The organism is Mycolicibacterium sp. XJ1819 (assembly GCF_053483675.1).
The window spans coordinates 13,559-39,647 of record NZ_JBEFST010000030.1; the positions used below are offsets into that span (position 1 = coordinate 13,559).

Annotated in this window: 26 protein-coding genes; 15 read left to right on the top strand and 11 right to left on the bottom strand. The window is 68.6% G+C overall.

Annotated elements, in window-relative coordinates; all coding sequences use genetic code 11:
- Positions 1-17: 17 nt before the first annotated feature.
- Positions 18-1,433 (bottom strand): NAD(P)H-quinone dehydrogenase, encoded by a 1,416-nt coding sequence (locus ABQE89_RS25155; protein WP_448421779.1) that lies wholly within the window; start codon positions 1,431-1,433, stop codon positions 18-20.
- Positions 1,434-1,499: 66 nt separating this feature from the next.
- Between ABQE89_RS25155 and ABQE89_RS25160 the strand changes: the two genes are divergently transcribed.
- From ABQE89_RS25160 to ABQE89_RS25170, 3 genes are all read left to right on the top strand, one after another.
- Complete coding sequence (locus ABQE89_RS25160) at positions 1,500-1,979, top strand: gamma-glutamylcyclotransferase family protein (RefSeq protein WP_448421781.1); 480 nt, start codon at positions 1,500-1,502, stop codon at positions 1,977-1,979.
- A 90-nt stretch (positions 1,980-2,069) separates the two neighbouring features.
- Entirely contained in the window at positions 2,070-3,287 is a 1,218-nt protein-coding gene (locus ABQE89_RS25165; RefSeq protein ID WP_448421783.1) for a glycosyltransferase family 4 protein, read from the top strand.
- 63 nt (positions 3,288-3,350) lie between these two features.
- A complete protein-coding gene (locus tag ABQE89_RS25170; protein ID WP_448421785.1) occupies positions 3,351-4,346 on the top strand; it encodes an NAD-dependent epimerase/dehydratase family protein in 996 nt (331 codons plus the stop codon).
- A 24-nt stretch (positions 4,347-4,370) separates the two neighbouring features.
- On the opposite strand, the gene ABQE89_RS25175 is transcribed toward ABQE89_RS25170, so the two are convergent.
- Positions 4,371-5,540, bottom strand: coding sequence for a M20 family metallopeptidase (locus tag ABQE89_RS25175; RefSeq protein ID WP_448421787.1), 1,170 nt, complete (start codon positions 5,538-5,540; stop codon positions 4,371-4,373).
- Complete coding sequence (locus ABQE89_RS25180; RefSeq protein WP_448421789.1) at positions 5,537-6,718, bottom strand: M20 family metallopeptidase; 1,182 nt, start codon at positions 6,716-6,718, stop codon at positions 5,537-5,539. Before ABQE89_RS25180 ends, ABQE89_RS25175 begins: the two co-directional genes overlap by 4 nt.
- A gap of 56 nt (positions 6,719-6,774) precedes the next feature.
- Here ABQE89_RS25180 and ABQE89_RS25185 point away from each other — a divergent pair, with 56 nt between their 5' ends.
- Together ABQE89_RS25185 and ABQE89_RS25190 are read left to right on the top strand one after the other, a co-directional pair.
- Positions 6,775-7,569, top strand: coding sequence for a purine-nucleoside phosphorylase (locus ABQE89_RS25185; protein WP_448421791.1), 795 nt, complete (start codon positions 6,775-6,777; stop codon positions 7,567-7,569).
- Between the two features lie 46 nt (positions 7,570-7,615).
- On the top strand, positions 7,616-9,253 hold the full coding sequence (locus tag ABQE89_RS25190; RefSeq protein ID WP_448421793.1) for a phospho-sugar mutase: 1,638 nt from the start codon (positions 7,616-7,618) through the stop codon (positions 9,251-9,253).
- 11 nt (positions 9,254-9,264) lie between these two features.
- Here the strand turns inward: ABQE89_RS25190 and upp are convergent, their stop codons facing one another.
- Positions 9,265-9,888, bottom strand: a complete 624-nt coding sequence (gene upp, locus ABQE89_RS25195; protein ID WP_448421795.1) for a uracil phosphoribosyltransferase — start codon at positions 9,886-9,888, stop codon at positions 9,265-9,267.
- A gap of 50 nt (positions 9,889-9,938) precedes the next feature.
- Here upp and ABQE89_RS25200 point away from each other — a divergent pair, with 50 nt between their 5' ends.
- From ABQE89_RS25200 to satS, 3 genes are read left to right on the top strand one after another with little or no spacing between them, the layout of a single operon-like run.
- The gene (locus tag ABQE89_RS25200; RefSeq protein WP_448421797.1) at positions 9,939-10,238 is read left to right on the top strand and encodes a type VII secretion target; all 300 of its coding nucleotides are present in this window, start codon (positions 9,939-9,941) and stop codon (positions 10,236-10,238) included.
- 2 nt (positions 10,239-10,240) lie between these two features.
- The gene (locus tag ABQE89_RS25205) at positions 10,241-11,347 is read left to right on the top strand and encodes a C40 family peptidase (RefSeq protein WP_448421799.1); all 1,107 of its coding nucleotides are present in this window, start codon (positions 10,241-10,243) and stop codon (positions 11,345-11,347) included.
- A gap of 23 nt (positions 11,348-11,370) precedes the next feature.
- Positions 11,371-12,633, top strand: coding sequence for a protein export chaperone SatS (gene satS / locus ABQE89_RS25210; protein ID WP_448421801.1), 1,263 nt, complete (start codon positions 11,371-11,373; stop codon positions 12,631-12,633).
- A gap of 90 nt (positions 12,634-12,723) precedes the next feature.
- On the opposite strand, the gene ABQE89_RS25215 is transcribed toward satS, so the two are convergent.
- The 4 genes from ABQE89_RS25215 to ABQE89_RS25230 form a co-directional block, all read right to left on the bottom strand.
- Positions 12,724-13,812, bottom strand: a complete 1,089-nt coding sequence (locus ABQE89_RS25215; protein ID WP_448421804.1) for an adenosine deaminase — start codon at positions 13,810-13,812, stop codon at positions 12,724-12,726.
- Positions 13,809-15,110, bottom strand: coding sequence for a thymidine phosphorylase (locus tag ABQE89_RS25220; RefSeq protein ID WP_448421806.1), 1,302 nt, complete (start codon positions 15,108-15,110; stop codon positions 13,809-13,811). The genes ABQE89_RS25215 and ABQE89_RS25220 overlap by 4 nt, the downstream gene beginning before the upstream one ends.
- A 28-nt stretch (positions 15,111-15,138) precedes the next feature.
- Complete coding sequence (locus ABQE89_RS25225; protein ID WP_448421808.1) at positions 15,139-15,624, bottom strand: DUF2231 domain-containing protein; 486 nt, start codon at positions 15,622-15,624, stop codon at positions 15,139-15,141.
- Between the two features lie 65 nt (positions 15,625-15,689).
- Positions 15,690-16,097, bottom strand: coding sequence for a cytidine deaminase (locus ABQE89_RS25230; RefSeq protein WP_448421810.1), 408 nt, complete (start codon positions 16,095-16,097; stop codon positions 15,690-15,692).
- Positions 16,098-16,354: 257 nt separating this feature from the next.
- On the opposite strand from ABQE89_RS25230, the gene sdhC reads away from it, so the two are divergent.
- From sdhC to ABQE89_RS25250, 4 genes are read left to right on the top strand one after another with little or no spacing between them, the layout of a single operon-like run.
- On the top strand, positions 16,355-16,795 hold the full coding sequence (gene sdhC, locus ABQE89_RS25235) for a succinate dehydrogenase, cytochrome b556 subunit (protein WP_448421812.1): 441 nt from the start codon (positions 16,355-16,357) through the stop codon (positions 16,793-16,795).
- 56 nt (positions 16,796-16,851) lie between these two features.
- A complete protein-coding gene (locus ABQE89_RS25240; RefSeq protein WP_448421853.1) occupies positions 16,852-17,271 on the top strand; it encodes a succinate dehydrogenase hydrophobic membrane anchor subunit in 420 nt (139 codons plus the stop codon).
- A gap of 34 nt (positions 17,272-17,305) precedes the next feature.
- Positions 17,306-19,060 carry a succinate dehydrogenase flavoprotein subunit gene (sdhA, locus tag ABQE89_RS25245; protein WP_448421813.1) on the top strand — a complete coding sequence of 585 codons (1,755 nt, stop codon included), beginning with the start codon at positions 17,306-17,308 and terminating at the stop codon, positions 19,058-19,060.
- Between the two features lie 31 nt (positions 19,061-19,091).
- Positions 19,092-19,883, top strand: coding sequence for a succinate dehydrogenase iron-sulfur subunit (locus ABQE89_RS25250; RefSeq protein WP_448421815.1), 792 nt, complete (start codon positions 19,092-19,094; stop codon positions 19,881-19,883).
- A gap of 55 nt (positions 19,884-19,938) precedes the next feature.
- On the opposite strand, the gene ABQE89_RS25255 is transcribed toward ABQE89_RS25250, so the two are convergent.
- Entirely contained in the window at positions 19,939-20,889 is a 951-nt protein-coding gene (locus ABQE89_RS25255; RefSeq protein WP_448421817.1) for a class I SAM-dependent methyltransferase, read from the bottom strand.
- Between the two features lie 287 nt (positions 20,890-21,176).
- On the opposite strand from ABQE89_RS25255, the gene ABQE89_RS25260 reads away from it, so the two are divergent.
- Entirely contained in the window at positions 21,177-21,926 is a 750-nt protein-coding gene (locus tag ABQE89_RS25260) for a hypothetical protein (RefSeq protein WP_448421819.1), read from the top strand.
- A 42-nt stretch (positions 21,927-21,968) separates the two neighbouring features.
- The gene (locus tag ABQE89_RS25265; protein ID WP_448421821.1) at positions 21,969-22,583 is read left to right on the top strand and encodes a carboxymuconolactone decarboxylase family protein; all 615 of its coding nucleotides are present in this window, start codon (positions 21,969-21,971) and stop codon (positions 22,581-22,583) included.
- On the opposite strand, the gene ABQE89_RS25270 is transcribed toward ABQE89_RS25265, so the two are convergent.
- A complete protein-coding gene (locus ABQE89_RS25270) occupies positions 22,516-23,466 on the bottom strand; it encodes a sigma-70 family RNA polymerase sigma factor (protein WP_448421823.1) in 951 nt (316 codons plus the stop codon). The two genes, ABQE89_RS25265 and ABQE89_RS25270, sit on opposite strands and share 68 nt — an antisense overlap.
- Before the next feature lie 139 nt (positions 23,467-23,605).
- Here ABQE89_RS25270 and ABQE89_RS25275 point away from each other — a divergent pair, with 139 nt between their 5' ends.
- Positions 23,606-24,490 (top strand): hypothetical protein, encoded by an 885-nt coding sequence (locus tag ABQE89_RS25275; protein ID WP_448421825.1) that lies wholly within the window; start codon positions 23,606-23,608, stop codon positions 24,488-24,490.
- 1 nt (position 24,491) lies between these two features.
- Here ABQE89_RS25275 and ABQE89_RS25280 read toward each other — a convergent pair whose 3' ends face one another.
- Positions 24,492-25,967 (bottom strand): gamma-aminobutyraldehyde dehydrogenase, encoded by a 1,476-nt coding sequence (locus ABQE89_RS25280; protein WP_448421827.1) that lies wholly within the window; start codon positions 25,965-25,967, stop codon positions 24,492-24,494.
- Between the last annotated feature and the right edge of the window lie 122 nt (positions 25,968-26,089).

Sequence of the window (26,089 nt, forward strand, 5' to 3'; positions counted from 1 at the left end):
TATGCCCAGGTTAGTGGTCAATCCAGGTCATCGTGCGCCATCAACCTGCGGCCAGCTTCTGTGATAGACCCCGACAGCGAGGGATAAACCGAAAACGTCTGCGCCAGATCCTCCACGTCGTTGCCGTTCTGCACCGCCAGCGCGATCGGCAGGATCAGCTCCGAGGCAATCGGGGCCACCACCACCCCGCCGATCACCACCCCCGTGGCCGGTCGGCAGAAGATCTTGACGAAGCCACGCCGCAGACTCGACATCTTGGCCCTGGCGTTGGTGTTCAACGGCAACATGATGGTGCGCGCCGGCACCGACCCGTCGTCGATCGCCGACTGTGGTACCCCGACCGCGGCGATCTCGGGGCGGGTGAAAACCGCAGCCGCCACCGTGCGCAGCCGGATCGGTTCCAGGCCCTCCCCCAACGCGTGATACATCGCGATGCGGCCCTGCATGCCGGCCACCGACGCCAGCAGCATCAACCCCGTGCAATCGCCCGCGGCGTAGATACCCGGCACCGCCGTGCGCGATACGCGGTCGACCTTGAGGTAGTCGCCGGGCCCCAGTTCGATGCCGACGCGCTCGAGTCCCAGCCCGCTGGTGTTGGGCACCGATCCGACGGTGATCAGCGCGTGACTGCCTTCCACGGAGCGTCCGTCGGTCATCTCCACCAGCACACCGTCGCCCTTGCGGGTGACGGAGTCGGCCCGGGCGTTCTTCAGCAACGTCACGCCGCGCGAGGCGAACACGTCCTCGAGCACCGCGGCGGCGTCGGAGTCCTCGTGCGGCAGGATCTGGTCGCGGCTGGCCACCACGGTGACCTTCACCCCGAGTTCGGTGAACGCGTTGACGAACTCCGCGCCGGTCACCCCCGAACCCACCACCACCAGGTGTTCCGGCAGGGTGTCGAGGTCGTAGAGCTGACGCCAGTTCAGGATCCGCTCACCGTCGGGCTGGGCGCCGGGCAGTACCCGTGGGCTGGCGCCGGTGGCGATCAGGACGACGTCGGCCTTGATCGTGCGCACCGAACCGTCGTGCGCGGTGATCCTCACAGAGTGCGCCGCCATGCCCGGCACGTCGTCGACCAGTTCGCCGCGGCCGGCGATCAACGTCACGCCCTGGCGGCGCAGTTGGTCGGCGATGTCGGCGGACTGCGCGGCAGCCAGCTTTTTCACCCGGTCGTTGAGCCTGGACACGTCGATCTTGGCGTCGTCGAACTCCAGTTGGTAGCCGAGGTCCGGCGCGCGACGCAGTTCGGTGCGCACGCCGGTCGAGGCGATGAACGTCTTGGACGGCACGCAGTCCCACAGCACGCACGCTCCGCCGATACCGTCGGCGTCGACCACGGTGACCTCGGCGACCTCGGGTCCCTTCGCGGCCGCCACCAGCGCCGCCTCGTAGCCCGCCGGTCCCCCGCCGATGATCACAATTCTGGTCGCCACCCGCTCAACGCTAGCCAAGCAGGCGGTTGATCGCCCAGTCCAGAACCGAAGCCTTAATCTTTCCTCGTGCCGATTTACGCCGCCTACGGGTCCAACATGCATCCGGAACAGATGCTGCAGCGGGCACCGCACTCACCGATGGCGGGCACGGGGTGGCTGCACGGTTGGCGGCTGACCTTCGGCGGCGAGGACATCGGGTGGGAGGGCGCGCTGGCGACCATCGTCGAGGATCCGGCGTCCAGCGTGTTCGTGGTGCTCTACGACGTGACCAAGGACGACGAGAAAAACCTCGACCGCTGGGAGGGCTCAGAGCTGGGCATCCACAAGAAGATCCGGTGCCGCGTGCACCGCACCTCCTCGGACACCACCACCGACCCGGTGCTGGCCTGGCTGTACGTGGTCGACGCGTGGGAAGGTGGTCTGCCGTCGGCGCGTTATCTCGGCGTCATGGCCGACGCCGCCGAAATCGCGGGCGCCCCATCGGAATACGTCTACGACATTCGCACCCGGCCGGCCCGCAACATCGGCCCCGGACACGGCGCATAGCCGACAGGGTGGAGCCGACGCTTCGCCACGACCGGTTTGCTGGCATGCTACGACAGTGTCTGCCCCCCACCGACGCACAGGAGCCTCGCCATGAGGTTGGTCGTTCACGACTACTCCGGCCACCCGGGTCAAGTCCATCTCAGCCGCGAACTGGCCCGCCGCGGCCACACCGTCGAGCACCAGTTTTGCGCCTCCTACACCACGGGCCGCGGCGCCACCGAACGGCGCGAAGGCGACCCCGCGACGTTTTCGGTGCGGGCGCTGGAACTGGGTGGTGAGTTCGCCCGCTACTCGCCGCTGACGCGCCTGCGGCAAGAACTGCGGTACGCCCGCATCACCGCCGGCGCGATCCGCGACGCGACCCCCGATGTGGTGGTGCTGTCCAACGTGCCGCTGCTGTCACTGCTGTTCCTCACTCTGACGCTGCGGCGCCGCCGCACGCCGTATGTGTTCTGGCAGCAGGACGTCTACAGCGACGCGATCTCGGTGGTGGCCCGGCAGCGGCTGGGTCCTCTCGGCGGCCTGATCGGTTGGGCCGCCCGCAGCGCCGAACGCATCGTCGCCCGCGGTGCGGCGGGCGTGGTGCCGATCAGCGACACCTTCATCGACCAACTCGACGCCTGGGGCGTCACGCGCGACAAGATCCGCGTCATCCCCAACTGGGGCGCGATCGACGAAATGCCGTTGCGCCCAAAGGACAACGACTGGTCGCGCAGTCAGGGCCTGGCCGATGTCCCGGTGGTGATGTACGCGGGCACCCTCGGGCTCAAGCACGACCCGTCGGTGCTGTCCAAGCTCGCCCAGCAGGTACCCGACGGCACCCGTGTGGTGGTGGTGTCTCAGGGCCAGGGCCGGGAATGGCTCGACGGTCAGGCCGGCAACATCGCAAGCCTGAAATTGCTCGACTACCAACCCTATGAGCAACTTCCCGACATGCTGGCCACCGCCGACGTCCTGGTGGTGGTGCTGGAAAGCGACGCCAGCCGGTACTCGGTGCCCTCGAAGGTGCTCAACTACTTCTGTGCTGGCCGGCCGGTGCTGGGGCTGCTTCCCGCCGACAACGCGGTGGCCCACATGATCGAATCGGCGCAGGCAGGGGTGGTGGTCGACCCGACGGACGCGGAGAAGTCCTCGGCCGCTCTCAACGGTTTGCTCGCCGACGCCGCGCTCCGCGAGAAGATGGGCGCGGCCGCGCGCGCCTATGCCGAAACGACATTTGACGTGAAACTTGTCGGCGACACTTTTGAATCGGTGGTGACTGGCGTTTATGATCCAGCCAGAGCCATTTCTCAGCAAAGACTAAAGTAGACGCGAAATGGCCGAACGTGCCCCGCAACACCGCGGATGTGCCGGCAACCTGGAGGATGAAAAGTGAGTGGTTCGCGAGGAACAGTGCTTGTCGCCGGCGCCGGTGGCTTTATCGGGGGCCATCTTGCCAAGACCCTCAGCGAACAGGGCCATCAGGTTCGCGGCGCAGACGTCAAGCCGTTGGAGGAGTGGTATCAGGTCCCCGAGGGCGTCGAGGCGCGCCAGCTCGACCTGTCGCTGCTCGCCGACGCGCAGGAGGCGGCCAAGGGCATCGACACCGTCTACATGCTGGCCGCCGACATGGGCGGCATGGGCTTCATCGAGACCCACAAGGCCGACTGCATGCTCTCGGTTCTGATCAGCACGCACATGCTGCAGGCCGCCCACGACGCGGGTGTGAGCCGGTACTTCTACTCGAGTTCTGCCTGTGTTTACGCCGCCGACAAGCAAGTTGACGCCAACGTGACCGCGCTGAAGGAAGCCGACGCCTACCCCGCCATGGCCGAGGACGGCTACGGCTGGGAGAAGCTGTTCAGCGAGCGCATGGCCCGCCACTTCCTGGAGGACTTCGGGCTGCAGACCCGCGTCGGCCGCTACCACAACGTGTACGGACCGATCGGCAGCTTCGAGGGTGGACGCGAGAAGGCACCCGCCGCACTGTGCCGCAAGATTGCCGAGGCGGTGCTGACCGGTGAGCACGAGATCGAGATCTGGGGCGACGGCGAGCAAACCCGTAGCTTCATGTACATCGACGACTGCGTCGAGGGCACGCTGCGCGTGACCGCAGGCGACAGTCCCGAACCGGTGAACATCGGCAGTTCGGAATTGGTGAGCATCAATCAGATGGTCAGCATTATCGAGCAAATCGCGGGAATCACCGTCAAGCGCAACTACAACCTCGACGCGCCCAAGGGCGTGCGCGGCCGCAACAGCGATAACACGATGATTCAGGAAATCTACGGTTGGGAGCCGGGGATCAAGCTCGCCGACGGTCTCGAGCGCACTTACAAGTGGATCTACGACCAGTTGGCGTCCCGCGAGCCCGCCAAGGCCATCTAGCCCTTTTCGCGAGCGACCGCGAAATTACAGCTTGGCGGCCTGGTCGACGATGTTGACCATCAACCGCACGCCCACCGCCATCGACCGTTCGTCGAGGTCGAACGTCGGCTGATGCAGATCGAGTTGCGGTCCGCGGCCGCTCCACACGCCCAGCCGTGCCATCGCCCCCGGTACCTCCTCGAGATACCAGGAGAAGTCCTCGCCACCGCCGGACTGACGCGTGTCGCACAGCACGTTGGGGCCCATCGCCTCGATCGCGTGGGTGAGGATGCGCGTCGAGATCTCCTCGTTGACCACCGGCGGAACACCGCGCCGATACTGCAGCGTGTGCTCCAGGTTCAGCGGCGCCAACAGCGACGAAACCGCCTCTTCCACAAGAGATTCCAGCGTCTCCCAAGTGTCGCGACTGGCGGTGCGGATGGTGCCGGCCAGTGTCCCGCTCTGCGGAATCGCGTTGGCCGCGGTGCCCGAGTTGACCGCCCCCCACACCATCACCGTGCTGTTGCGCGGGTCGATGCGCCGCGACAGCACTCCGGGCACGCCGGTGATCAACGTGCCCAGCCCGTAGACCAGGTCACCGGTCAGGTGCGGCCGCGACGTGTGCCCGCCCGGCGAGTGCAGCGTCACCTCGAGCTGATCGGCCGCCGAGGTGATCGGCCCGGGCCGCACCGCGACCTTGCCGACCGCCAGGCGCGGATCGCAGTGCAGCGCGAAGATGCGCGACACGCCGGTCAGCACACCCGCGGCGATCGCGTCGATCGCACCGCCGGGCATCAACTCCTCGGCGGCCTGGAAGATCAGCCGCACGCCGACCGGAAGCTCGGGCACCGACGCGATGGCCAGCGCGGCACCCAACAGGATCGCGGTGTGCGCGTCATGTCCGCAGGCGTGCGCAACGTTGGGCACCACCGAGGCGTACGGCGCGCCGGTGCGCTCGGCCATCGGCAATGCGTCCATATCTGCGCGCAGCGCGATCCTCGGCCCGTGCTCGGGCCCGAAGTCACACGTCAGCCCGGTACCGCCGGGCAGCACCTTCGGGTTGAGCCCGGCATCGGCCAGGTGCGACGCGACGAACTGCGTGGTGGCGAACTCCTGACGGCCCAGCTCCGGGTGGGCGTGCAGGTGACGCCGCCACGTCACCATGTCGTCGTAGTGGGCGTCCAGCCACAGCTCAGCGGCGTCCGGCAGCGTCATGACGCTCGCCTCGCCTGCAACTCCAGCACCCGGTCCCGCTCGGTCGGCGTCTCGGCGAGCGACACCACCGTGCGCGCCAGCATCACCGCGCCCTCGACGACGGCCGCGTCGGCGCCAGGGCCGACGGCTGCGGCGGCGAACGCGGGCTGATGCACCGACGCTCCCCCGGCGTCGATGCCGACGACCGGGTGAATCCCCGGCATCACCTGCGTGACGTTGCCCATGTCGGTGCTGCCCAGCGGCAACGCCGCCTCGGCTTCGGCGGGCACCGGGCTGCGGCCCAGCCGCACCATCTCGGCCCGGAACGTCTCGACCAGCCAGGCGTCGGGAGTCAGTTCGCGATAGGCCGGCTCGGTCTCGGCGACCTCGTAGCCGCAGCCGGTGGCCACCGCGCCGGCCAGGAAGCAGTCCGCCATCCGCTGCTCGAGTTCGCGCAGCGAGGCGGTATCGCCCGCGCGCATCGTGTACTGCATCTCGGCGCGCGCCGGTATGACGTTGGTGGCCTGGCCGCCGTCGGTGACGATGCCGTGCATCATCTGGCCGGGCGCGAGCTGTTGACGCAGCAACCCGATCGCGACCTGCGCGACGGTGACCGCATCGACGGCGTTGACACCCAGGTACGGTGCGACCGCCGCGTGGGCCTCGGTGCCCCGGTAGGTCACCGCGACCTGCGACAGCGCCAACGACCGGGCAGCGGCGATGTCGAGTGGCCCGGGATGCAGCATCACCGTGGCGGCGATGTCGTCGAACACACCGGCCTCCAGCATCAGCACCTTCCCGCCGCCGGCCTCCTCGGCGGGAGTGCCGAGCAGCGCCACCGTCAGCCCGAGTTGGTCGGCCACCTCGGCCAGCGCCAGCGCGGTGCCCACCGCCGAGGCGGCGATGATGTTGTGCCCGCACGCGTGGCCGATTTCGGGCAGCGCGTCGTACTCGGCGCAGATGCCGATGACCAGCGGACCACTGCCGTAGTCGGCGCGAAACGCGGTGGGCAGCCCGGCGGGCGCCGCGTTGATCTCAAAACCCTGTTCGGCGACCAGCGCCTTGGTCTTGGCGCAGCTGCGGTATTCGGCGAAGGCCAGTTCGGGCTCGGCGTGGATGTCGTGAGACAGCGCCACCAGGTCCCCGCCGCGTCGCCGGACGGCGTCTTCGACGCAACTCGACGTGGTGGCGGTGGGCATCCTCGAAGTATCTCACTGCCGTCACTTGCCGATTCCGACAGCTAAGCTCGCCGACTGTGACGGGTCCGGATCAGATCGCTGCCGAGTCGGCGGCCGCCATCCGCGACCGCACGGGCGTCGACGAGCACGACGTCGCGGTGATTCTCGGATCGGGTTGGGCGCCCGCCGTCGCCCGGCTCGGAGACGCGCAGGCGACGGTGCCGATGGCCGAGGTGCCCGGCCTGAGCGCGCCGACCGCGCAGGGACACGGCGGACAACTAGTGTCCATGACGGTCGGTCCCCGGCGGGTGCTGGTGTTCGTCGGCCGGATCCACACCTACGAGGGCCACGAGGCCCGCGATGTGGTGCGTCCGGTGCGCGCGGCGTGCGCGGCGGGGGTGACGACGGTGGTGTTGACCAACGCCGCCGGCGGCCTACGCGAGGATTTCACCGTGGGCCAGCCGGTGCTGATCAGCGACCACCTCAACCTGACGGGCCGGTCGCCGCTGGTGGGGGCGGATTTCGTCGACATGGTCGACGCGTACTCGCCGCGGTTGCGGGCCGTCGCCCGCGAGATCGACCCCTCGCTGGTCGACGGGGTCTACGCCGGGTTGACCGGGCCGCAGTACGAGACCCCCGCGGAGATCAGGATGCTGCGCACGCTGGGCGCTGACCTGGTCGGCATGTCGACGGTGCACGAGACCATCGCCGCGCGCGCGGCCGGTGCCGAGGTGCTGGGCGTGTCGCTGGTGACGAACATGGCGGCCGGTATGACGGGCCTGCCGCTGAGCCACGACGAGGTGCTCGAGGCGGGCCGGCAGTCGGCGACGCGGATGGGCGCGCTGCTGGCCGACGTCATCGCGCGCCTGTAGACACATCCCGGCATATGCCGACGAGAAAGTGGGCACACTAGCTTCCATGACGGCGTCGCGGACCTCGACCAACGCGCAGGAATGGATAACGCATGACCCCGACCCCGACACCGCCGCCGAACTCGCGGCGTGCACACCGGAGGAACTCGAAGAGCGGTTCGCCCGCCCTCTGACGTTCGGGACCGCCGGGCTGCGCGGACCGCTTCGGGCGGGCCCCAACGGGATGAACCTGGCGGTGGTGCTGCGCGCCACCTGGGCCGTCGCCAAGGTGCTCAAGGACCGCGGGCTGCACGGCCACGATGTCGTGGTGGGCCGCGACACCCGGCACGGATCAGACGAATTCGCGCTTGCGGCCGCCGAAGTACTTGCCGCCGAAGGCTTTTCGGTGACACTGATGTTCACCGCGGTGCCCACACCGGTAGTCGCTTTCGCCGTGCGCCACGCGCCCGCCGCCGCGGGTATCCAGATCACCGCGTCACACAATCCGCCGTCGGACAACGGCTACAAGGTCTATTTCGAGGCCGGGTTGCCGATCGTGTCCCCCACCGATCACGAGATCGAGCAGGCGATGGCCGAGGCCCCGCATGCCGACGAGATCGCCCGCCGGGCCGTCGAACCCTCGGGCGTCGGCCAGGTGCAGCGCTACATCGAACGGGCGGCCAACGTCCGGCACACCCACGGGTCGGTGCGGGTGGCGTTGACCCCATTGCACGGTGTCGGCGGTGAGTTCGCGCTGGATGCGCTGGTGCGGGCCGGGTTCTCCGACGTTCACGTGGTCGACGAGCAGTTCGCACCCGATCCGGACTTCCCCACGGTGGCCCTGCCCAACCCCGAGGAACCGGCGGCGGTCGAAGCCGTGCTGAAACTGGCCGCCGACGTCGACGCCGACGTCGCGGTGGCACTGGATCCCGACGCCGACCGGTGCGCAGTAGGCGTCCCGACCCCGGACGGCTGGCGGATGCTCTCCGGCGACGAAACAGGTTGGCTGCTGGGCGATTATCTGCTCTCGCAGATCGAGCCGGGCCCGGTGACCGAGGCCACCGTGGTGGCCAGCTCCGTGGTGTCCTCGCGGCTGCTCGCCGCGATCGCGAGGGAACACGGCGCCCGGCATGTCGAGACCCTCACGGGTTTCAAGTGGCTGGCGCGCGCCGACGAGGGCCTACCCGGATGCACGCTGGTGTACGCCTACGAGGAGGCCATCGGCCACTGCGTGGATCCCAGCGCGGTGCGCGACAAGGACGGCATCAGCGCGGCGGTGCTGTTCTGCGATCTGGTCACCGCTTTGCAGCACCGCGGCCACACGGTGCTCGACGCGCTCGACGACCTGGCCCGCCGGCACGGCGTGCACTCGACGACCGCGGTGTCGCGTGCGGTGGCCGATGTCGACGAGGCGGCCGCGGTGATGGCGCGGCTGCGTCAGGCCCCGCCCGATCGCCTCGCCGGTTTCGACGTGGCCGTCGTCGACCTGCTGGCAGAACCCGGGCCGCTGTGCACCGACGCGCTGGTCATGTCCGGCGGCGACGGCGAATCCAGATTCCGAATCGTGGTGCGACCGTCGGGCACCGAGCCGAAGGTCAAGTCCTACATCGAGGTTCGGTGCGGCGACGTCAGCGACCTCACCGCCGCGCGGGCCCGCGCGCAACGCCTACAGGACGAGCTGGCCGCGGCCGTGCGGCAATGGTGAGCCGCCGCTGATCAACGCGGTCCGAACTGGCGGTCACCCGCATCGCCGAGGCCGGGCACGATGTAGGCGATCTCGTTGAGCCGCTCGTCGATCGTCGCGGTGTAGACCGTCACATCCGGGGCCGCCTCCTCCAACGCGGCGATCCCCTCCGGCGCCACCACCACGCACACCGCGGTGATGTCGACGGCGTTGCGCGAGCGCAGCAGCCGGATCGTGTGCACCATCGAACCGCCGGTGGCCAGCATCGGGTCCAGCACCATCACCGGCTGGGTGCTCAGGTCGTCGGGCAGCGACTCCAGATACGGGGTGGGCTGCAGCGTCTGCTCGTCGCGGGCGACGCCCACGAACCCGACGCGGGCCTCCGGGATCAGCGCGTGCGCCTGATCGACCATTCCCAGCCCGGCGCGCAGCACCGGAACCAGCAGCGGCGGGTTGGCCAACCGGCAGCCCGTGGTCTCGGCCATCGGGGTGCGGACCGAGACGGTCTCGACCGGGGCGTCGCGGGTGGCCTCGTAGACCAGCATCACGGTCAGATCGCGCAGCGCGGCGCGGAAGGCGGCGTTGTCGGTCGCCTCGTCGCGCAGCGTGGTCAACCGTGCGGCGGCCAGTGGGTGGTCGACGACGCGCACATCCATGCGCCGCACCCTAATGGAACCGCGGCGGGCCGGGAGCCGTCCTAAAGGGCATGTTCGCCGGTACCTTCGTCGACCCACAGGCCGTCCGCGCACTGGGCGCCGCAAACTCCGCGCACGCCGCCGACCTCGCCGCCCTCGCCGCGGCGCTGTCCGCGCTCCCGCCCGCGCCGAGCTTCGGCCCGGTCGGTGCCCGGTTCTTGTCCGCGTTGGCCGCCGCGGCCGCCGAGGGGTCTCAGGCGGTGACCGCGCTGGCCGACACGCTCGCGCAGTCCACCTCGACCGCGTACGCCGCCGCGCAGGCCTACGCCGACGCCGACCGCGGCGCGGGCCTGCGCATCGCCGGGGAGTAGCGGTGGCGGGTGCCCCGGATGCGGTGGTGACGGCGCTGGCGGCGCCGATTCGGCGGCTGCAGGCGGCGGTGGGCACGGGCTGGTCGGCCGATCCGTTCGCCGATCCGGCCGCGGTGCTGGGCCGGGTGCGCGACGGGCTGGCCGACGTCTCGGCGCGCATCGGGCGCACATGGTTCGCGGCAGAGGCGCAGTGGTCCGGTGCGGGCGCGCAGGGCGCGGCCGGCTTCATGGCACGGACGGTCGCCGCCCTCGACGACCTCGCGGCGCACGCCGATCGGCTGAGCAGCACCGCGGGCACCGCGGCCGAGGCGATCATGCGCGCGCACGACCGGTTGACCGCGATCGTCGAGGACTTCGAGGCCCGCGCCGCGGCCCTGGCACCCCACCTCGACTCTCCCGCGGTGGCCGAGAAGCTGCTGGCCGAGGCGAGGCGTGCGCTGGCCGAGGCCACCGCGGTGGTCGACGCGCTCCATGCCGACCTCGACGGCCATGCCGCGGCGCTGACCACCGCGGCGCCGTCCGCGCCCGCGGCGACGGCGCCTGCCGGTGTGGGCGGCGTCGGCCCGATGCCCGCGCTGGGCTCGGGTCTCGGCGGCGGCGCGTCGGGTTCGGCGGGTGCGCCTGGCGCGGGTCTCGGCACGCTGATCGGGGATCTGGTCGGGCTGTCCACCCGTGACGCGCCGGACGCGTTGGCCGACCCGGCCGGGTTCGGCAGCGGCGTCGCGGTGCGGCTACCCGACGGCAGCTCGGCGATGGCGCCGAATGCCGTGGCGGCCAGCGCCGTCCGGCATGCGTTGACCCAGCTGGGGGTGCCCTACCAGTGGGGCGGCGTCACGCCCGGCGTCGGGCTGGACTGCAGCGGGCTGACCAAGTGGGCGTACGGCGAAGCGGGGCTGAACATTCCGCGGCTGGCCCAGGAGCAGGACGTCGGGGCCGCCGTCGACGCCGGCTCGCTGCGGCCGGGCGACTTGGCGGTTTGGGATGGCCACGTCGCGATGGTCGTGGGCAACGGCACCATGATCGAAGCGGGTGATCCGGTCAAGCTCTCGCCGATCCGTACCGACAACGCCGGTCAGGGCTTCCAGGGGTTCTGGCGACCGACGGCGTGACCGCGGTGGCTATTCTGTGCCGCATGGCTGCTGACATCGTGCCGATCCGGCTTGGGCTGACCAAGGGCGACATGTACACGCTGTGGGCCCCCCGGTGGCGCGCCGACGGCGACGAATGGGAGGGGTTCCTCGGAAAGGACGAGGACCTGTATCTGTTCGAGTCGGTGGCCGACCTGGCCGCGTTCGTCAGGACCAGCACCGACAACGATCTGACCGACCACCCCGCCTGGGAGAAGCTGACCGAGGCCAACGCGCACCGGCTCGACCCCGACGAGGACCATCAGTACGACCTGATCGGGGTGCCCGAACTGGCCGCCGAGAAGCCCAGCGAGGAAACGGTCGACACACTTCACCGCACGCTGGCGATCGTCTCGGCACTGGGCTCGGTGTGCGACCTGCCCGCCATCACCAAGTTCTTCAACGGCAACCCGAACCTGGCCACGGTGGGCGGCGGTATCGAGGCGTTCAGTCGTCGCGCCGGGCGCAAGCGGTGGGCCGAGATCGAGAAGGTGATCGCCCGCGGCTGGGAGGGCGTGATCGACGCGCTCGACGACGTCGTCACCACACCCGACGTCGACGCCGCCGCCGCGAAGAAGGCCGCCGACGAACTGGCCGGCCCCGCGCCCGAACCGGAGGTCGACGACCTCGAGGTCGACCCCGACTCTGCCGATGCCGACGCCGATGAGGACGGCGAGGCCGACGATCTGACCGCGCACGCCTCGGGTGTGGTGCTGGGCAGCGACTCGGACTTCTGGCTCAAGGTCGGCATCGACCCGGTGCGGATCATGACCAGGGGCGGCACCTACTACACGCTGCGGTGCTATCTCGAGGACTCGCCGGTGTTCCTCGGCCGCAACGGACGGATCAGCGTGTTCCCCTCGGAGCGCGCGCTGGCCCGCTACCTGGCCGACGAGCACGACCACGACCTGTCCGGGCTGGCCACCTACGACGACATCCGCACGGCCGCCAACGACGGCTCGCTGCGCGTCGACATCACCGACGACAACGTCTACGTGCTCACCGAGATCGTCGACTATCTGGCCGAGGGGCCCGACGCGATCGACCGCGGCCAGCTCGAGTTGGCCGTCGAACTGCTCAGGGACGTCGGCGATTACGCCGAGGAGACCGTCGTCGAGGAGACCCTGGACCCGGAGCAGCCGCTGGGCCGGGTGGTGGCCTACGTGCTCGACTCCGCTGCGACCCGGCCGAATCCGCCCTACGCCGACGCGGTCGAGCAGTGGGAGGAACTGGAGGCCTTCGTGGAGTCCCGGCTGCGCTCGGAGTGACTCTCCTGCCCGCGAGCGACCCCAGATCGCCGTAGAGATCGGCGGTTCACCGCACATCCGCGGTCGCTCGCGGAGAGATGCGGGGAGCCGCTAGCCGATGAGCACCGCGAAGCGCGGCTTGATCACGTCGTCGATGATCGACAGCCGCTCGTGGAACGAGATGAACGCGGATTTCATCGCGTTGATGGTGAACCGCTGCAGATCGCTCCAGCCGTAACCGAACGTTTCGACCAGCCGCAGCATCTCCTGGCTCATCGTGGTGTCGCTCATCAACCGGTTGTCGGTGTTGACGGTGACCCGAAACCGCAGCCGCGCCAACAGATCGAAGGGATGCTCGGCGAGGCTGGCCACCGCCCCGGTCTGAACGTTGGAAGTCGGACACATCTCGAACGGGATGCGCTTGTCGCGCAGCAACGCCGCCAGCCTGCCCAACTTCGCGGTGCCATCGGGAGCGACCGTGATGTCGTCGACGATCCGCACGCCGTGCCCGAGCCGGTCGGCGCCGCAGAACGCGATGGCCTCGTGGATGGACGGCAACCCGAACGCTTCACCGGCGTGAATGGTGAAGCGCGCGTTGTTGTTTCGCATGTACTCGAAGGCGTCCAGGTGCCGCGTCGGCGGATAGCCGGCCTCCGCCCCCGCGATGTCGAAGCCGACCACGCCCTTATCGCGAAACCGGATCGCGAGTTCGGCGATCTCCAGTGACCGTGCCGCGTGGCGCATCGCGGTGACCAGGCAGCGCACCATGATGGTCCGGCCCTCGGCGGCGGCATCCTTCTCGCCGTCGGCGAACCCGGCCAACACCGCCTCCACCACGGCATCCAGCGACAGACCGCCGTCGATGTGCAGTTCGGGCGCGAACCGGATCTCGGCGTACACGACATTGTCGGCGGCGAGGTCTTCGACGCATTCGCGAGCCACCCGGTGCAGGGCCTCCGGTGTCTGCATCACGCCCACGGTGTGCGCGAACGGTTCCAGGTAGCGCACCAACGATCCGCTGTGTGCGGCCTTGCGGAAGAACTTCGCGAGTTCGTCGACGTCGTGGGCGGGCAGCTCGTCGTAGCCGCCGGCCTCGGCCAGTTCGAGCACGGTAGCCGGCCGCAGGCCGCCGTCGAGGTGGTCGTGCAGCAGCGCCTTGGGGGCTTTCCGGATCGTGTCGAGGGTCAACGGTGTGGTCATGACGGGATCCGATCGATGATCAGCGGGCGCGACGGCGGGGCGTCGTCGGTCACGCTCCAGGCTCCGTCGAGTTCGGCGATCGCGGCCGGGAACCGCTGCGGGGTCTCGGTGTACAGCGTGAACAGCGCCTGGCCGGCGGTGACGGACTCACCCGGCCGGCGGTGGATGAGCAGGCCCGCACCGGCCTGCACCCGCTCGCCCGGGACGGAGCGGCCCGCACCGAGCCGCCACACCGCAAGTCCAACAGCCATCGCGTCGATGCTTCCCATCGTGCCATCGCGCGGGGCGGTGATGGTTTCGACGGCGGTGTCGAGCCGCGGTGGGGTCTTCAGGTCACCGCCCTGCGCGGCCACCAGATCGCGGAACCGGTCCATCGCGGTGCCGTCCCGCAGCGTCTGGGCCGGGTCGACACCGTCGATTCCGGCGGCGTCGAGCATCTCGGCGGCCAGCGCCAGCGTCAGTTCGACCACGTCGGCGGGCCCGCCGCCGGCCAGCACCTCCACCGACTCGATGACCTCCACCAGATTGCCCACCGCGCGGCCCAGCGGGGTGGCCATGTCGGTCAGCAGCGCCGTGGTCACCAGGCCGTGCGCGGTGCCCAACTCGACCATGGTGCGGGCCAGCTCACGCGACTCGGCCTCGGTCTTCAGGAACGCACCGGAACCCACCTTGGTGTCGAGCACCAGGGCCCGGGTGCCCTCGGCGATCTTCTTGCTCATCACCGAGCTCGCGATCAGCGGCAGCGATTCGGTGGTGGCGGTGATGTCACGCAGCGCGTAGATCTTGCGGTCGGCGGGCGCCAGCTCCCCGGCCGCGAAGATCGCCGCACCGATATCGCAGAGTTGTTGGCGTATTTGGCTTTTCGATATCTCGGCGGTGAATCCGGGAATCGACTCCAGCTTGTCGAGCGTGCCGCCGGTGTGGCCGAGGCCGCGCCCGGCCGCCTGCGGCACCGCGGCGCCGCACGCCATCACGATGGGCACCAGCGGAATGGTGATCTTGTCGCCGACCCCGCCCGTCGAGTGCTTGTCCACCAGCGCCAGCGGTTTGCCGTCGCGGCGCAGGTCGGTGAAGTCGAACCGCTCCCCCGAGGCGATCATCGCCGCGGTCCAGCGGGCGATCTCGGCATCGGTCATACCGCGCAGGAAGATCGCCATCAGCAGCGCCGACATCTGCTCGTCGGCGAGCGCACCGGCGGTGTACGCGTCGATCACCCAGTCGATCTGGGCGTCCGACAGCGCCCCGCCGTCGCGTTTGGTCCTGATGACGCTGGGCGCGTCAAACGTCAACCGCGTCACCGCCGTTACGTTACCGACGAATAGACCTCTAGGCGGCTGCGCGCCGACCGCCCAGCGAACTCGGCGCGTCGAGGCCGGCGCCCTCGGCGATCCCGACCCCGAGGCGCTCGACGAGTTCACCACCGAACCAGGCGGCCACCACGGCCAGCACCACCGCGGCGAAACTGCACACCAACGCCCACACGGTCGGCGTCCAGCCCTCGCCGACGCGCAGCAGCCAACTGATCGCGAACAGCACCAGCACCACCCCGTTGCCCAGGCCGTGCACCAGTCCGATCCGCTTGGCCCGGGTGCCGCCAGGAATCTTGAACCAGTCGATCCAGCCGAATGGCGCGGCGAGCAACCCACCGATGATCCCGGCCGCGATCATGTAGCCCGCCGCGACGGCGAACCCGGATCGGTCGGTCGTCAGGTAGATGATGTCGAAGACCACCGCCGTGCCCAGCAGTCCCAGTGGAAACGAGATCAGCATCGGATGGATCGCGTGGCCCAGCGCCTTCGCCCGACTCTCCATGTTGCGCCTCCTCACCGAACGGTTACGGCTGCGGAATACCTCGCCGGGGCGATCTCAAACGGACCTCACGGCCGGTTCGCGAGCCGCAGGTCATCGGGCCCGAAGGCATCGGGCAGCAATTCGGCCAGCGGGCGCGGTCCCTGTGGGTGGTCGATCAGCAATTGGCCCCCGCCGTGCTCCAGCAGCACCTGCCTGCACCGGCCGCACGGCATCAGCACCCGACCCGTCGCGTCCACGCAGGACAGTGCGATCAGCCTGCCCCCACCGCCGGAGTGCAGCGCGCACACCACCGCGCACTCGGCACAGAGACCAAGGCCATATGAGACATTTTCCACATTGCATCCGGTCACCACGCGGCCGTCGTCGACCAGCGCGGCGGCCCCCACCGCGAGACCCGAATACGGCGCGTAGGCGCGCGCGGTGACTTCGGCTGCTTTGTGCCGCAACAGCTTCCAGTCAATATCGGTCGGCATCGGCACCTCGTCCTCGTTGTCCTGAAAGCATTCCGAAACCCCGTCCTATGGTGCGGGTCACGAAATAGATGACCCTCAATTTCGCGTTTTCCCCTACGCGGACGGCTAAACCGTAGTTCGTTTAGTAGTACAAGTGGGTTTAGAGTCGCCCCGAGGTTTGGGACGACCGGACTGTATGTCGCCGCCAGTGCGGCGCAGGTGCCCTGCCGCGATGCGGTGCCGGTGCCCGAACGTCGACCGAGGGCGTTGGAGGCCAGATGAGTACTCAAACTTCCGGGTTGACGCCCGGGGGTGCTTCGGTGCCGGTTCCGCGACCGAAACCGCCGCGCAGGCGCACCCTCTACCGCGGTGACCCGGCGATGTGGTCGTGGGTGCTGCACCGCATCACCGGTGCGACGATCTTCTTCTTCCTGTTCGTTCACGTCCTCGACACCGCGCTGGTGCGCGTCAGTCCGCAGGCCTACAACCAGGTCATCGAGACCTACAAGACGCCGATCGTCGGTTTGATGGAGATCGGACTGGTGGTTGCGGTCCTCTACCACGCGCTCAACGGCGTGCGGGTGATCCTCATCGACTTCTGGCAGCACGGCCCCCGCCACCAGCGGCAGATGCTGTGGGTGGTCGTCGGCGTGTTCCTGGCGGTCTTCATCCCCGCGCTGGGCCTGATCGGGATGCACATGGCGGAGCGGTTCCTGTGACCGGGCCGGGAACAGGCTGGACGCCGCATCACCGCGAGGACCGCGCGGCGCCGGTGATGCAGAAGGAGCACGACCGCCCGGCCGGTCTGGACCATCCGCGTGCGCCGCGGCGCGCCGGCGGCATCCCGTACTTCGAGAAGTACGCCTGGCTGTTCATGCGATTCTCCGGTGTGGCGCTGGTCTTCCTCGCGCTGGGCCACCTGTTCGTCATGCTGATCTGGGACGGCGGTGTCTACCGGATCGACTTCAACTACGTCGCGCAGCGGTGGGCCTCTCCGTTCTGGCAGATCTGGGACATGGCGCTGCTGTGGCTGGCGATGGTGCACGGCGCCAACGGCATGCGCACCATCATCGGCGACTACGCCCGCAAGAACGTCACGAAGTTCTACCTGAACTCGCTGCTGCTGTTGGCGACGGGTTTCACGCTGGTGTTGGGCAGCTACGTGTTGGTCACCTTCGACGCGAGCATCTCGTGACCGGGCGAGCGCAAGCGACAACGGGAGCAATCAGATGATCCTTGACCACCGCTACGACGTCGTGATCGTCGGCGCAGGCGGCGCGGGTATGCGCGCCGCCGTCGAGGCCGGACCACGGGCCCGTACCGCCGTGCTGACCAAGCTGTATCCCACCCGCAGCCACACCGGGGCGGCGCAGGGCGGCATGTGCGCAGCCCTGGCCAACGTCGAAGAGGACAACTGGGAATGGCACACCTTCGACACCGTCAAGGGCGGCGACTACCTCGCCGACCAGGACGCCGTGGAGATCATGTGCCGGGAAGCCATCGACGCCGTGCTGGATCTGGAGAAGATGGGCATGCCGTTCAACCGCACCCCCGAGGGCCGCATCGACCAGCGCCGATTCGGCGGCCACACCCGCGACCACGGCAAGGCCCCGGTACGCCGCGCCTGTTACGCCGCCGACCGCACCGGGCACATGATCCTGCAGACGCTGTATCAGAACTGCGTCAAACACGACGTCGAGTTCTTCAACGAGTTCTACGCGCTGGACATCGCGATCACCGAGACGCAGTCGGGCCCGGTGGCCACCGGCGTCATCGCCTACGAACTTGCCACCGGTGACATCCATGTCTTTCACGCCAAAGCGATCGTGTTCGCCACCGGCGGGTCGGGGCGGATGTACAAGACCACCTCCAACGCCCACACGCTGACCGGGGACGGTATCGGCATTGTGTTCCGCAAGGGACTTCCGTTGGAGGACATGGAGTTTCACCAGTTCCACCCGACCGGTCTGGCCGGGCTCGGCATCCTCATCTCCGAGGCCGTGCGCGGCGAGGGCGGCCGGCTGCTCAACGGCGAGGGTGAACGCTTCATGGAGCGTTACGCGCCGACGATCGTCGACCTGGCGCCACGCGACATCGTCGCCCGATCGATGGTGCTCGAGGTGCTCGAGGGCCGCGGCGCGGGCCCGAACAAGGACTACGTCTACATCGACGTGCGCCACCTCGGCGAGGACGTGCTCGAGGCCAAACTGCCCGACATCACCGAGTTCGCCCGCACCTACCTGGGCGTGGATCCGGTCACCGAACTGGTGCCGGTCTATCCGACCTGTCACTACCTGATGGGCGGGATCCCGACGACGGTCACCGGACAGGTGCTGCGGGACAACACCACCCCGCTGCCCGGCCTGTACGCCGCCGGCGAGTGCGCCTGCGTATCGGTGCACGGCGCCAACCGGTTGGGCACCAACTCACTGTTGGACATCAACGTGTTCGGCCGCCGCGCCGGCATCGCCGCGGCCAACTACGCGCTGGGCCGCGACCACGTCGAGCTGCCGCCCGACCCGGCGAGCATGGTGGTCGGCTGGGTCGGCCACATCCTCTCCGAGCACGGCAACGAGCGGGTCGCCGACATCCGCGGCGCGCTGCAGCAGTCGATGGACAACAACGCCGCGGTGTTCCGCACCGAGGAGACACTCAAACAGGCGCTCACCGACATCCACGCGCTCAAGGAGCGCTACAGCCGAATCACCGTGCACGACAAGGGCAAACGGTACAACAGCGACCTGCTCGAGGCGATCGAGCTGGGCTTTCTGCTCGAGCTGGCCGAGGTGACGGTGGTCGGCGCGCTCAACCGCAAGGAGTCGCGCGGCGGGCACGCGCGCGAGGACTACCCCAACCGCGACGACACCAACTATCTGCGCCACACCATGGCCTACAAGCAGGGCACGGAGCTGCTCAGCGACGTCCGGCTGGACTACAAGCCGGTGGTGCAGACGCGCTATGAGCCGATGGAACGGAAGTACTGACGATGAGCGCTTGCGCGAAGAGCGAGGCACTATGACGATCTCGCCCGAGGTTGCGGCCAAGGATCCCGAACTGCCGCCGGTGCCCGACGGCGCGGTGATGGTGACGCTGAAGATCGCCCGCGTCAACCCCGAGGACCCGGACGCCTACGCCGACTCCGGCGGCTGGCAGAGCTTCCGGGTGCCCTCACTGCCCACCGACCGGCTGTTGAACCTGCTGCACTACGTCAAGTGGTATCTGGACGGCACGCTGACGTTTCGGCGCTCCTGTGCGCACGGGGTGTGCGGGTCAGACGCGATGCGCGTCAACGGTGTGAACCGGTTGGCGTGCAAGGTGCTGATGCGCGACATGCTGCCGAAGAACCCTCGCAAGGAGCTCACGATCACCATCGAGCCGATCCGTGGGCTGCCCGTCGAGAAGGACCTGGTCGTCGACATGGAGCCGTTCTTCGACGCCTACCGGGCGATCAAACCGTACCTGATGACCAGCGGCAACGAGCCCACCCGCGAGCGCATCCAGAGCCCGACCGACCGCGCCCGCTACGACGACACCACCAAATGCATCCTGTGTGCCTGCTGCACCACCAGTTGCCCGGTGTACTGGAGCGAGGGCAGCTATTTCGGGCCGGCCGCGATCGTCAATGCGCACCGGTTCATCTTCGACAGCCGCGACGAGGGCGCCGCCGAACGCCTCGACATCCTCAACGAGGTCGACGGGGTGTGGCGCTGCCGCACGACGTTCAACTGCACCGAGTCGTGTCCGCGCGGCATTCAGGTCACGCAGGCCATCCAGGAGGTCAAGCGCGCGCTGATGTTCGCCCGCTGAGTAGGGATTTCGGCGGGTTGAGTCGCGCTGAGCGCGACCAACCACGCCGAACTCGTCAGGCGACGACCTCGAGCCACATCGCGGTCGGGAACTGGCCTTCGCGCTCACCGACGCGGACGCCGCGTTCGGTGCGCATCGGGTCGCGGTAGGTCGGGATGATCTCCTGCACCCGCGGCAGGGCGGCGTCGTGCAGCAGCGCCATCGCCGCGCGGATCTCGAAGCGCGGATTGTCGGCCAGATAGGCGTGCAACAGCACGGTCTCGTTCCAGAAGAACAGGTCGTCGGACAGCACGTGCGCCGAGTATCCGTACGGGATCGTGATGTCGTGGAAGTGCACGATCACACCCTTGGGTAGCCGCGGCAGCACCTCGAGGATCATGTGATTGACATCACTGCCCGGCGACACGGTGTGGGTGGAGTCGACGAACAGCACGTCGCCGGGCTCCAGCCGGGCCAGTTCGGCCGGGTCCACGGCCTGCACCGGTTCGTGGCGAAGCGTGATCTTGCCCGCGGTGCTCAACTGGGTGAGGAATTCGGTCGGGAACGGGTCGACGCAGGTGATGTCGATGGTGGTGCCCGCGTCCTCGGCGGCCTTGAGTGCCACCCAGGTCGACGCGCCCGCGCCCACCTGGATCATCCGCTTGGGCGTGAGGGTGCGCACCACGCAGTACAGCAGGTCGGACTCGATGGGGCCGTAGCCCAACGCGCCGTTGGCTTTTCCGGCCTCCTGCTGCAGCGCCAGCGACGGCAGCGTGGCGGCCACGTCGGGTGGGCAGACCTTGCGCAGCCAGTTCAGTTGCTGCTCGACGTCGCGGCCGCCCACCCCCACCAACGAGTACGGGCGCTGCCAACTGCGGTCGGCCTTCATCGCGCGGATGTTGGGGATCTGGCTGTAGAAGTGCCGCGGGAGCACGTCGACGCCGAAGCGCTGCCCGGTCTCGAAGACGGTTCGGATCTGCGACTTTCCCCAGTCCTTGACCCGTCGCACGCGTGAGGCTTCGCCCATGGGGGGCGAGTATGCCAGACGTTTTCGGCTCGGCTGTCACACATCGGCGGGCCACCGTTTCCGGCGGTCCCGACGAACGACTGTCCAGTTTGCGAAAGATTGCCCGATCGGGGCTGACTGCACGCCATCACGTGTCTTAGCGTGGAAGGAGAAGGAGTTCCATGAATCGTTCGCGAGCCCTGAAGCGAGGCGAAACCGCAGTACAGCGCGCTGGAATTCGATTACGCCAGTTCATGTCGATGCGGCGCGGTGCGGGCCGCGTGCCCGTCGTGGGGAATTTGGCGCACATGCGGCCTTCGCTGTACGCCAAGGTGCTGAATGAACTCGACCTGGTTCCGGTCGCCCCAGAGCAGACCAATGCGGAGTCGCCGGTGGGCATGGTCTGGAAGCCATGGATCTACGGCAGCCACTACGACCTGTACGACCAGCTCGCGGCGGTCGGCGGAATTCGTCCGCACATCCATTTGATGAACCTCACCCGATTCGACGACGACAAGGCGCGCATTCAGCAGGTGTTCGAATGCAGCTTCGGCTATCCGCTCGGGATCGACCCCACGAACCACCTGGGACCTGCGGTGACGAAATCGCGCGTCAATGGCCAACACGACGGTGCCATCGTCATGTGCCCGATCGACGAAGTGAATCCGGAGGCGGTCTATCAACTGCCGATCGACAATCTCACCGGTGACGGCTATGTCGAGGACATCCGGGTGTCCGTGCTCGCCTACGCCCCGGAGATCTGTTACCTGAAATACCGGCCGGTGGCCGACCGCTTCTCGAACATCAACGCCTACGCGCGACTGGGATCGGTGCATGACCTGTTCTCCCGCGACGAACTGGCCCACATCGGCGCCTTTGCCCATGAAGCCGGCCTCGAGTGCGGCGAGGTTGACGTGTTGCGGGATCGAAAGAAGAGCCAGATCTACATCGTCGACGCCAACAACACCCCCTACGGTCCGCCCAACCATCTCGATGCGGGTGAGGCGAAGACGGCGGTGCGCGCACTGGCCGGCGCGTTCGCGCGCGCCTACCTCTGAGGGTCCTTGTCACACATCGGCGGGCTGTCTCGTCTGACCTATATGACCGAGAAGACACAGAACCCCCGCATCGCCCCCGTCCCGCCCAACCAAGCGTCGCTGCTGACCAAGGTGTTCTACCGGATCGCCAGGCGTCGGTTCGGCGAGGTGCCCGAACCGTTTGCCGTGGCCGCTCACCACCCGCGGTTGATGATCGCCAACGTGGTCCACGAAGGCATGCTGGGTTCGGCCTCGAAGAAGCTACCCAAGAACGTCCTGGAGTTGGCGGTGTTCTGGACCGCGCGCACCGTCGGCTGCTCGTGGTGCGTGGACTTCGGCACGATGTTGCAGCGCCTCGACGGACTCGACATCGACCGGCTCAAGGACGTGGACAACTACGCGACCTCACCGCGGTTCAACGACGACGAGCGCGCCGCCATCGCCTATGCCGATGCGATGACGACCGACCCGCACACCATCACCGACGAGCAGGTCGAGGACCTCAAGTCCCGCTTCGGCGAGCCGGGGGTCATCGAGCTGACCTATCAGATCGGCGTGGAGAACATGCGGGCACGCATGTACTCGGCACTGGGCATCACCGAGCAGGGCTTCAACTCCGGTGACGCGTGCCGTGTCCCGTGGGCGACCGAGGAGTCCGGGCAAGCGGCGAGCCGGTGAACTTGTCCGGGTTGGCGATATCCCATATCGCGCAGACCTTCCCGTCGCGCACGGTCATCGCGGTCACCCGCGGCGTCATCGCCGGATAGCCCGGTTGCGGCGCGGAGCCGGCGGTGAAACTGCCCAGTTCGCCGTTGACCAGCGCGAGTTGATTGGCCGCCAGCCATCCCGGGCCGTAGCGACGGGCCAGCCCGAACAGGAACCGCGCCACCTTCTGGGGACCGTGGATCGCCCGCGGGGCCGTCGGCGCCTTGCGGTTCGAGTCGCCGGTGAACGTGACCTCCGGATGCAGCAGCTGCACAACGGCTTCCATGTCTCCGGCGGCCAGGGCGGTCATCAGCTCACCGGCCACCTGATTGTGCACCTCGTCGTCGACCGGCGGCGGCGCGGTTGCCACGGTCCGGCGCGCCCGGGAGGCGAGTTGGCGCGCGGCGGCCTCGCTGACCCCGAGCACCGCGGCGATCTCGCCGAACGGCACCGCGAAGCCGTCGTGCAGCACGAAGGCCACCCGCTGATCGGGATTGAGCCGTTCGAGCACCACCATCGCCGCGAACCGCGCGTCTTCGCCCGCCACCACCGCCGCCAGCGGATCGTCGTCGCCCAGTGCGGTGACGACCGGTTCGGGCAGCCAGTCGCCGACGTAGGTCTCCCTGCGTCGCGACGCCGAGCGCAACCGGTCCAGCGCCAGCCTGCTGACCACCGTCGTCAGCCAGGCCCGCAGATCGGTGACGGGTTCGGTGTCGGCTGCCCGGTTCCAGCGCAGCCAGGCATCCTGGACGACGTCCTCGGCGTCGGCGACGGTTCCGGTGAGCCGGTACGCGACGGCCAGCAGGTGCGGCCGCAGCCCCTCGAATTCGTCTACCCGCGTACTCGCGGTGGTCATGGTCAAAAGTCTATGACCGGCGGCCGCCGGCGAACTCTTTCTGCCGCTTCGCCGCACGCAGTCAAGCCAACCGCGGCGCTGCGGCGAACCCCGTCCGCCCCCAAACCTCACCCCCTCGAGCCTTGCTAGACTCCGCGCCATGCCAAGCCGCCCGCCCATGCTCAAACGCGGCCGCACCCTCGCAAAGCGCATCCGCAACGCGGTGCGACCGGGTTCGGCCTCCCGGCCTGGCGCCGTCCCCGTACCCATCGTCGGCAACCTCGGGCACATGCGCGGGTCGCTGTACGCCAAGATCTTCGACGAGCTCAATCTCGAGCCCGTCGCGCCCAGACACACCACCGCGGCCTCGCCGTTCGGCCTGATCTGGAAACCGTGGATCCACGGCAGCGCATACGACCTCTCGGGCAAGATCGCCAAGCTGCGGCGCATCTCCCCGGACATCCGCCTGATCAACGACACCGCCTTCACCGACGACAAGCTGGTGGTGCAGCGCGAGTTCGAACGCGCCTTCGGTTACGGGCTCGAGGTCGATCCGACGACGTATGTGGGTCTGGCGGTCAAGAAGTCGCGAGTCAACGCCAAACACGACGGCATGGTCGTCGAGTGCCCGATCCCCCAGGCCGATCCGGAGATGGCCTACCAGCTGCTCGTCGACAACGTCAACGAAGACGGCGACAATCTCGAGATCCGCGTGTCGATCATGGCCTACGAGCCCCAGCTCTGCCACATGAAGTGGAAGACCGACGCCAACCGCTTCGTCAACTGGAACAAGCTGATCCGCCTCGTGCCCTCGATAGACGAGCTGTTCTCACCCGACGAGCTGGCCAAGATGGCCGCGTTCGCCCGTGGCATCGGGTTGGAGTGCGGTGACATGGACGTGTTGCGCGACAACAAGAGCGGCAAGATCTACATCGTCGACGCCAACAACACCCCGTACGGCCCGCCCAACAACATCGACGAGAGCGACGCGCCCAAGCTGTTGCGTCAGTACGCCGACGCCTTCGCGCGGGTCTATCACCTCTGAGTCAGCGCTTCGCGAAAACCGTTCGGTGCCAGTCCTTGTCGGCGACACCGGTGATATCGCTCATGACGTGTTTGATGGTGAGGTACTCGTCGAGTGAGTAGTCGCTCATGTCCTTGCCGAACCCTGAGGCGCCCATCCCGCCGTGCGGCATCTCGCTGATGATCGGGATGTGGTCGTTGATCCACACGCAGCCGGCCCTGATCTCGCGCGACGCCCGCTGCGCACGGTAGACGTCACGCGTCCACGCCGAGGCGGCCAGGCCGTAGTCGGTGTCGTTGGCCTGACGCAGCGCGTCGTCGTCGTCGGTGAACGAGCGCACCGTCAGCACCGGCCCGAAGATCTCCTCACGGTAGGCCTCCGACCGCTCGTCGACATCGGCGATCAGTGTGGGCAGGTAATACGACCCCGGCCGCTCCGGGGCGGCACCGCCGGTGACGATCCGCCCGCCCTGATCGGGTGCGCGCGCCACCATGCCCGCCACCTTCTGCCGGTGCGCCGTCGAGATCAGCGGCCCCAGATCGGTTTCGGGGTCCTGCGGGTCGCCGACGACGACCTTGCCCATCACCTCCGCGACGCCCGCGACGAAGTCGTCGTAGAGGGGGCGCGCCACGATCGCCCGCGTCGCCGCCGTGCAGTCCTGGCCGGTGTTGATCAGCGCCGCGGCCACCGCGCCCTGGACCGCGGCGTCCAGATCCGCGTCGTCGAACACCACGAACGGCGCCTTGCCGCCCAGTTCCAACTGCGTGCGGTGGCCGTGCTCGGCGGCGGCGGCCATCACCTTGCGGCCGACCGCGGTCGATCCGGTGAACGTGACCAGGTCGACGTCCCGGTGCCCGGCCAGCGCGGCGCCGACGTCGGCGCCTTGCCCGCTGACCACGTTGAGCACGCCGGCGGGCAGACCCGCCTCGGCGGCCAGCCGGGCCAGGCTCAGCGTCGTCAACGGCGTCAGCTCGCACGGTTTGATCACCACGGTGCAGCCGGCGGCCAAGGCGGGCAACACTTTCCACACCGCCATCTGCAGCGGGTAGTTCCACGGTGTGATGGTGGCGACCACGCCGACGGCCTCGCGGCGGATGCTCGACGTGTGGTCACCGGAATACTCCGCGGTGGCTCTGCCCTCGAGATGGCGGGCGGCGCCTGCGAAGAAGTCGATGTTGTCCACGCTGCCCGGCACGTCGAACTCGGCGGCCAGCCGCACCGGCTTACCCGTCTGGCTCACCTCCTCGGCGACCAGCTCGTCGGTGTGATCGCCGGCCAACCGGGCCAGTGTGAACAGCACCGCCGAGCGCTCGGCGGGGGTGGCCGTCGCCCAGTCCCGGGACGCGGCGCGCGCCGAGAAGACGGCGGCGTCGACGTCGCCGGGTTCGGCCAGCGCATACTCGACGACGGGTTCGTCGGTGGCGGGGTTGATGACGCGATGCGGTCGGCCGCCGGTTTTCACCGGGGCGCCGTCGATCCAACTGCCCAGCACGGTCATGGACCAACGCTAACCGACACGCAGCCGCAGAATCTACGCATTCCCGCAGCCCCACCGCACCGAACCGCCTGATTTCATGGCGATGGTTGCCTGCTACGACGGATTCCGTGCACAATCGCATG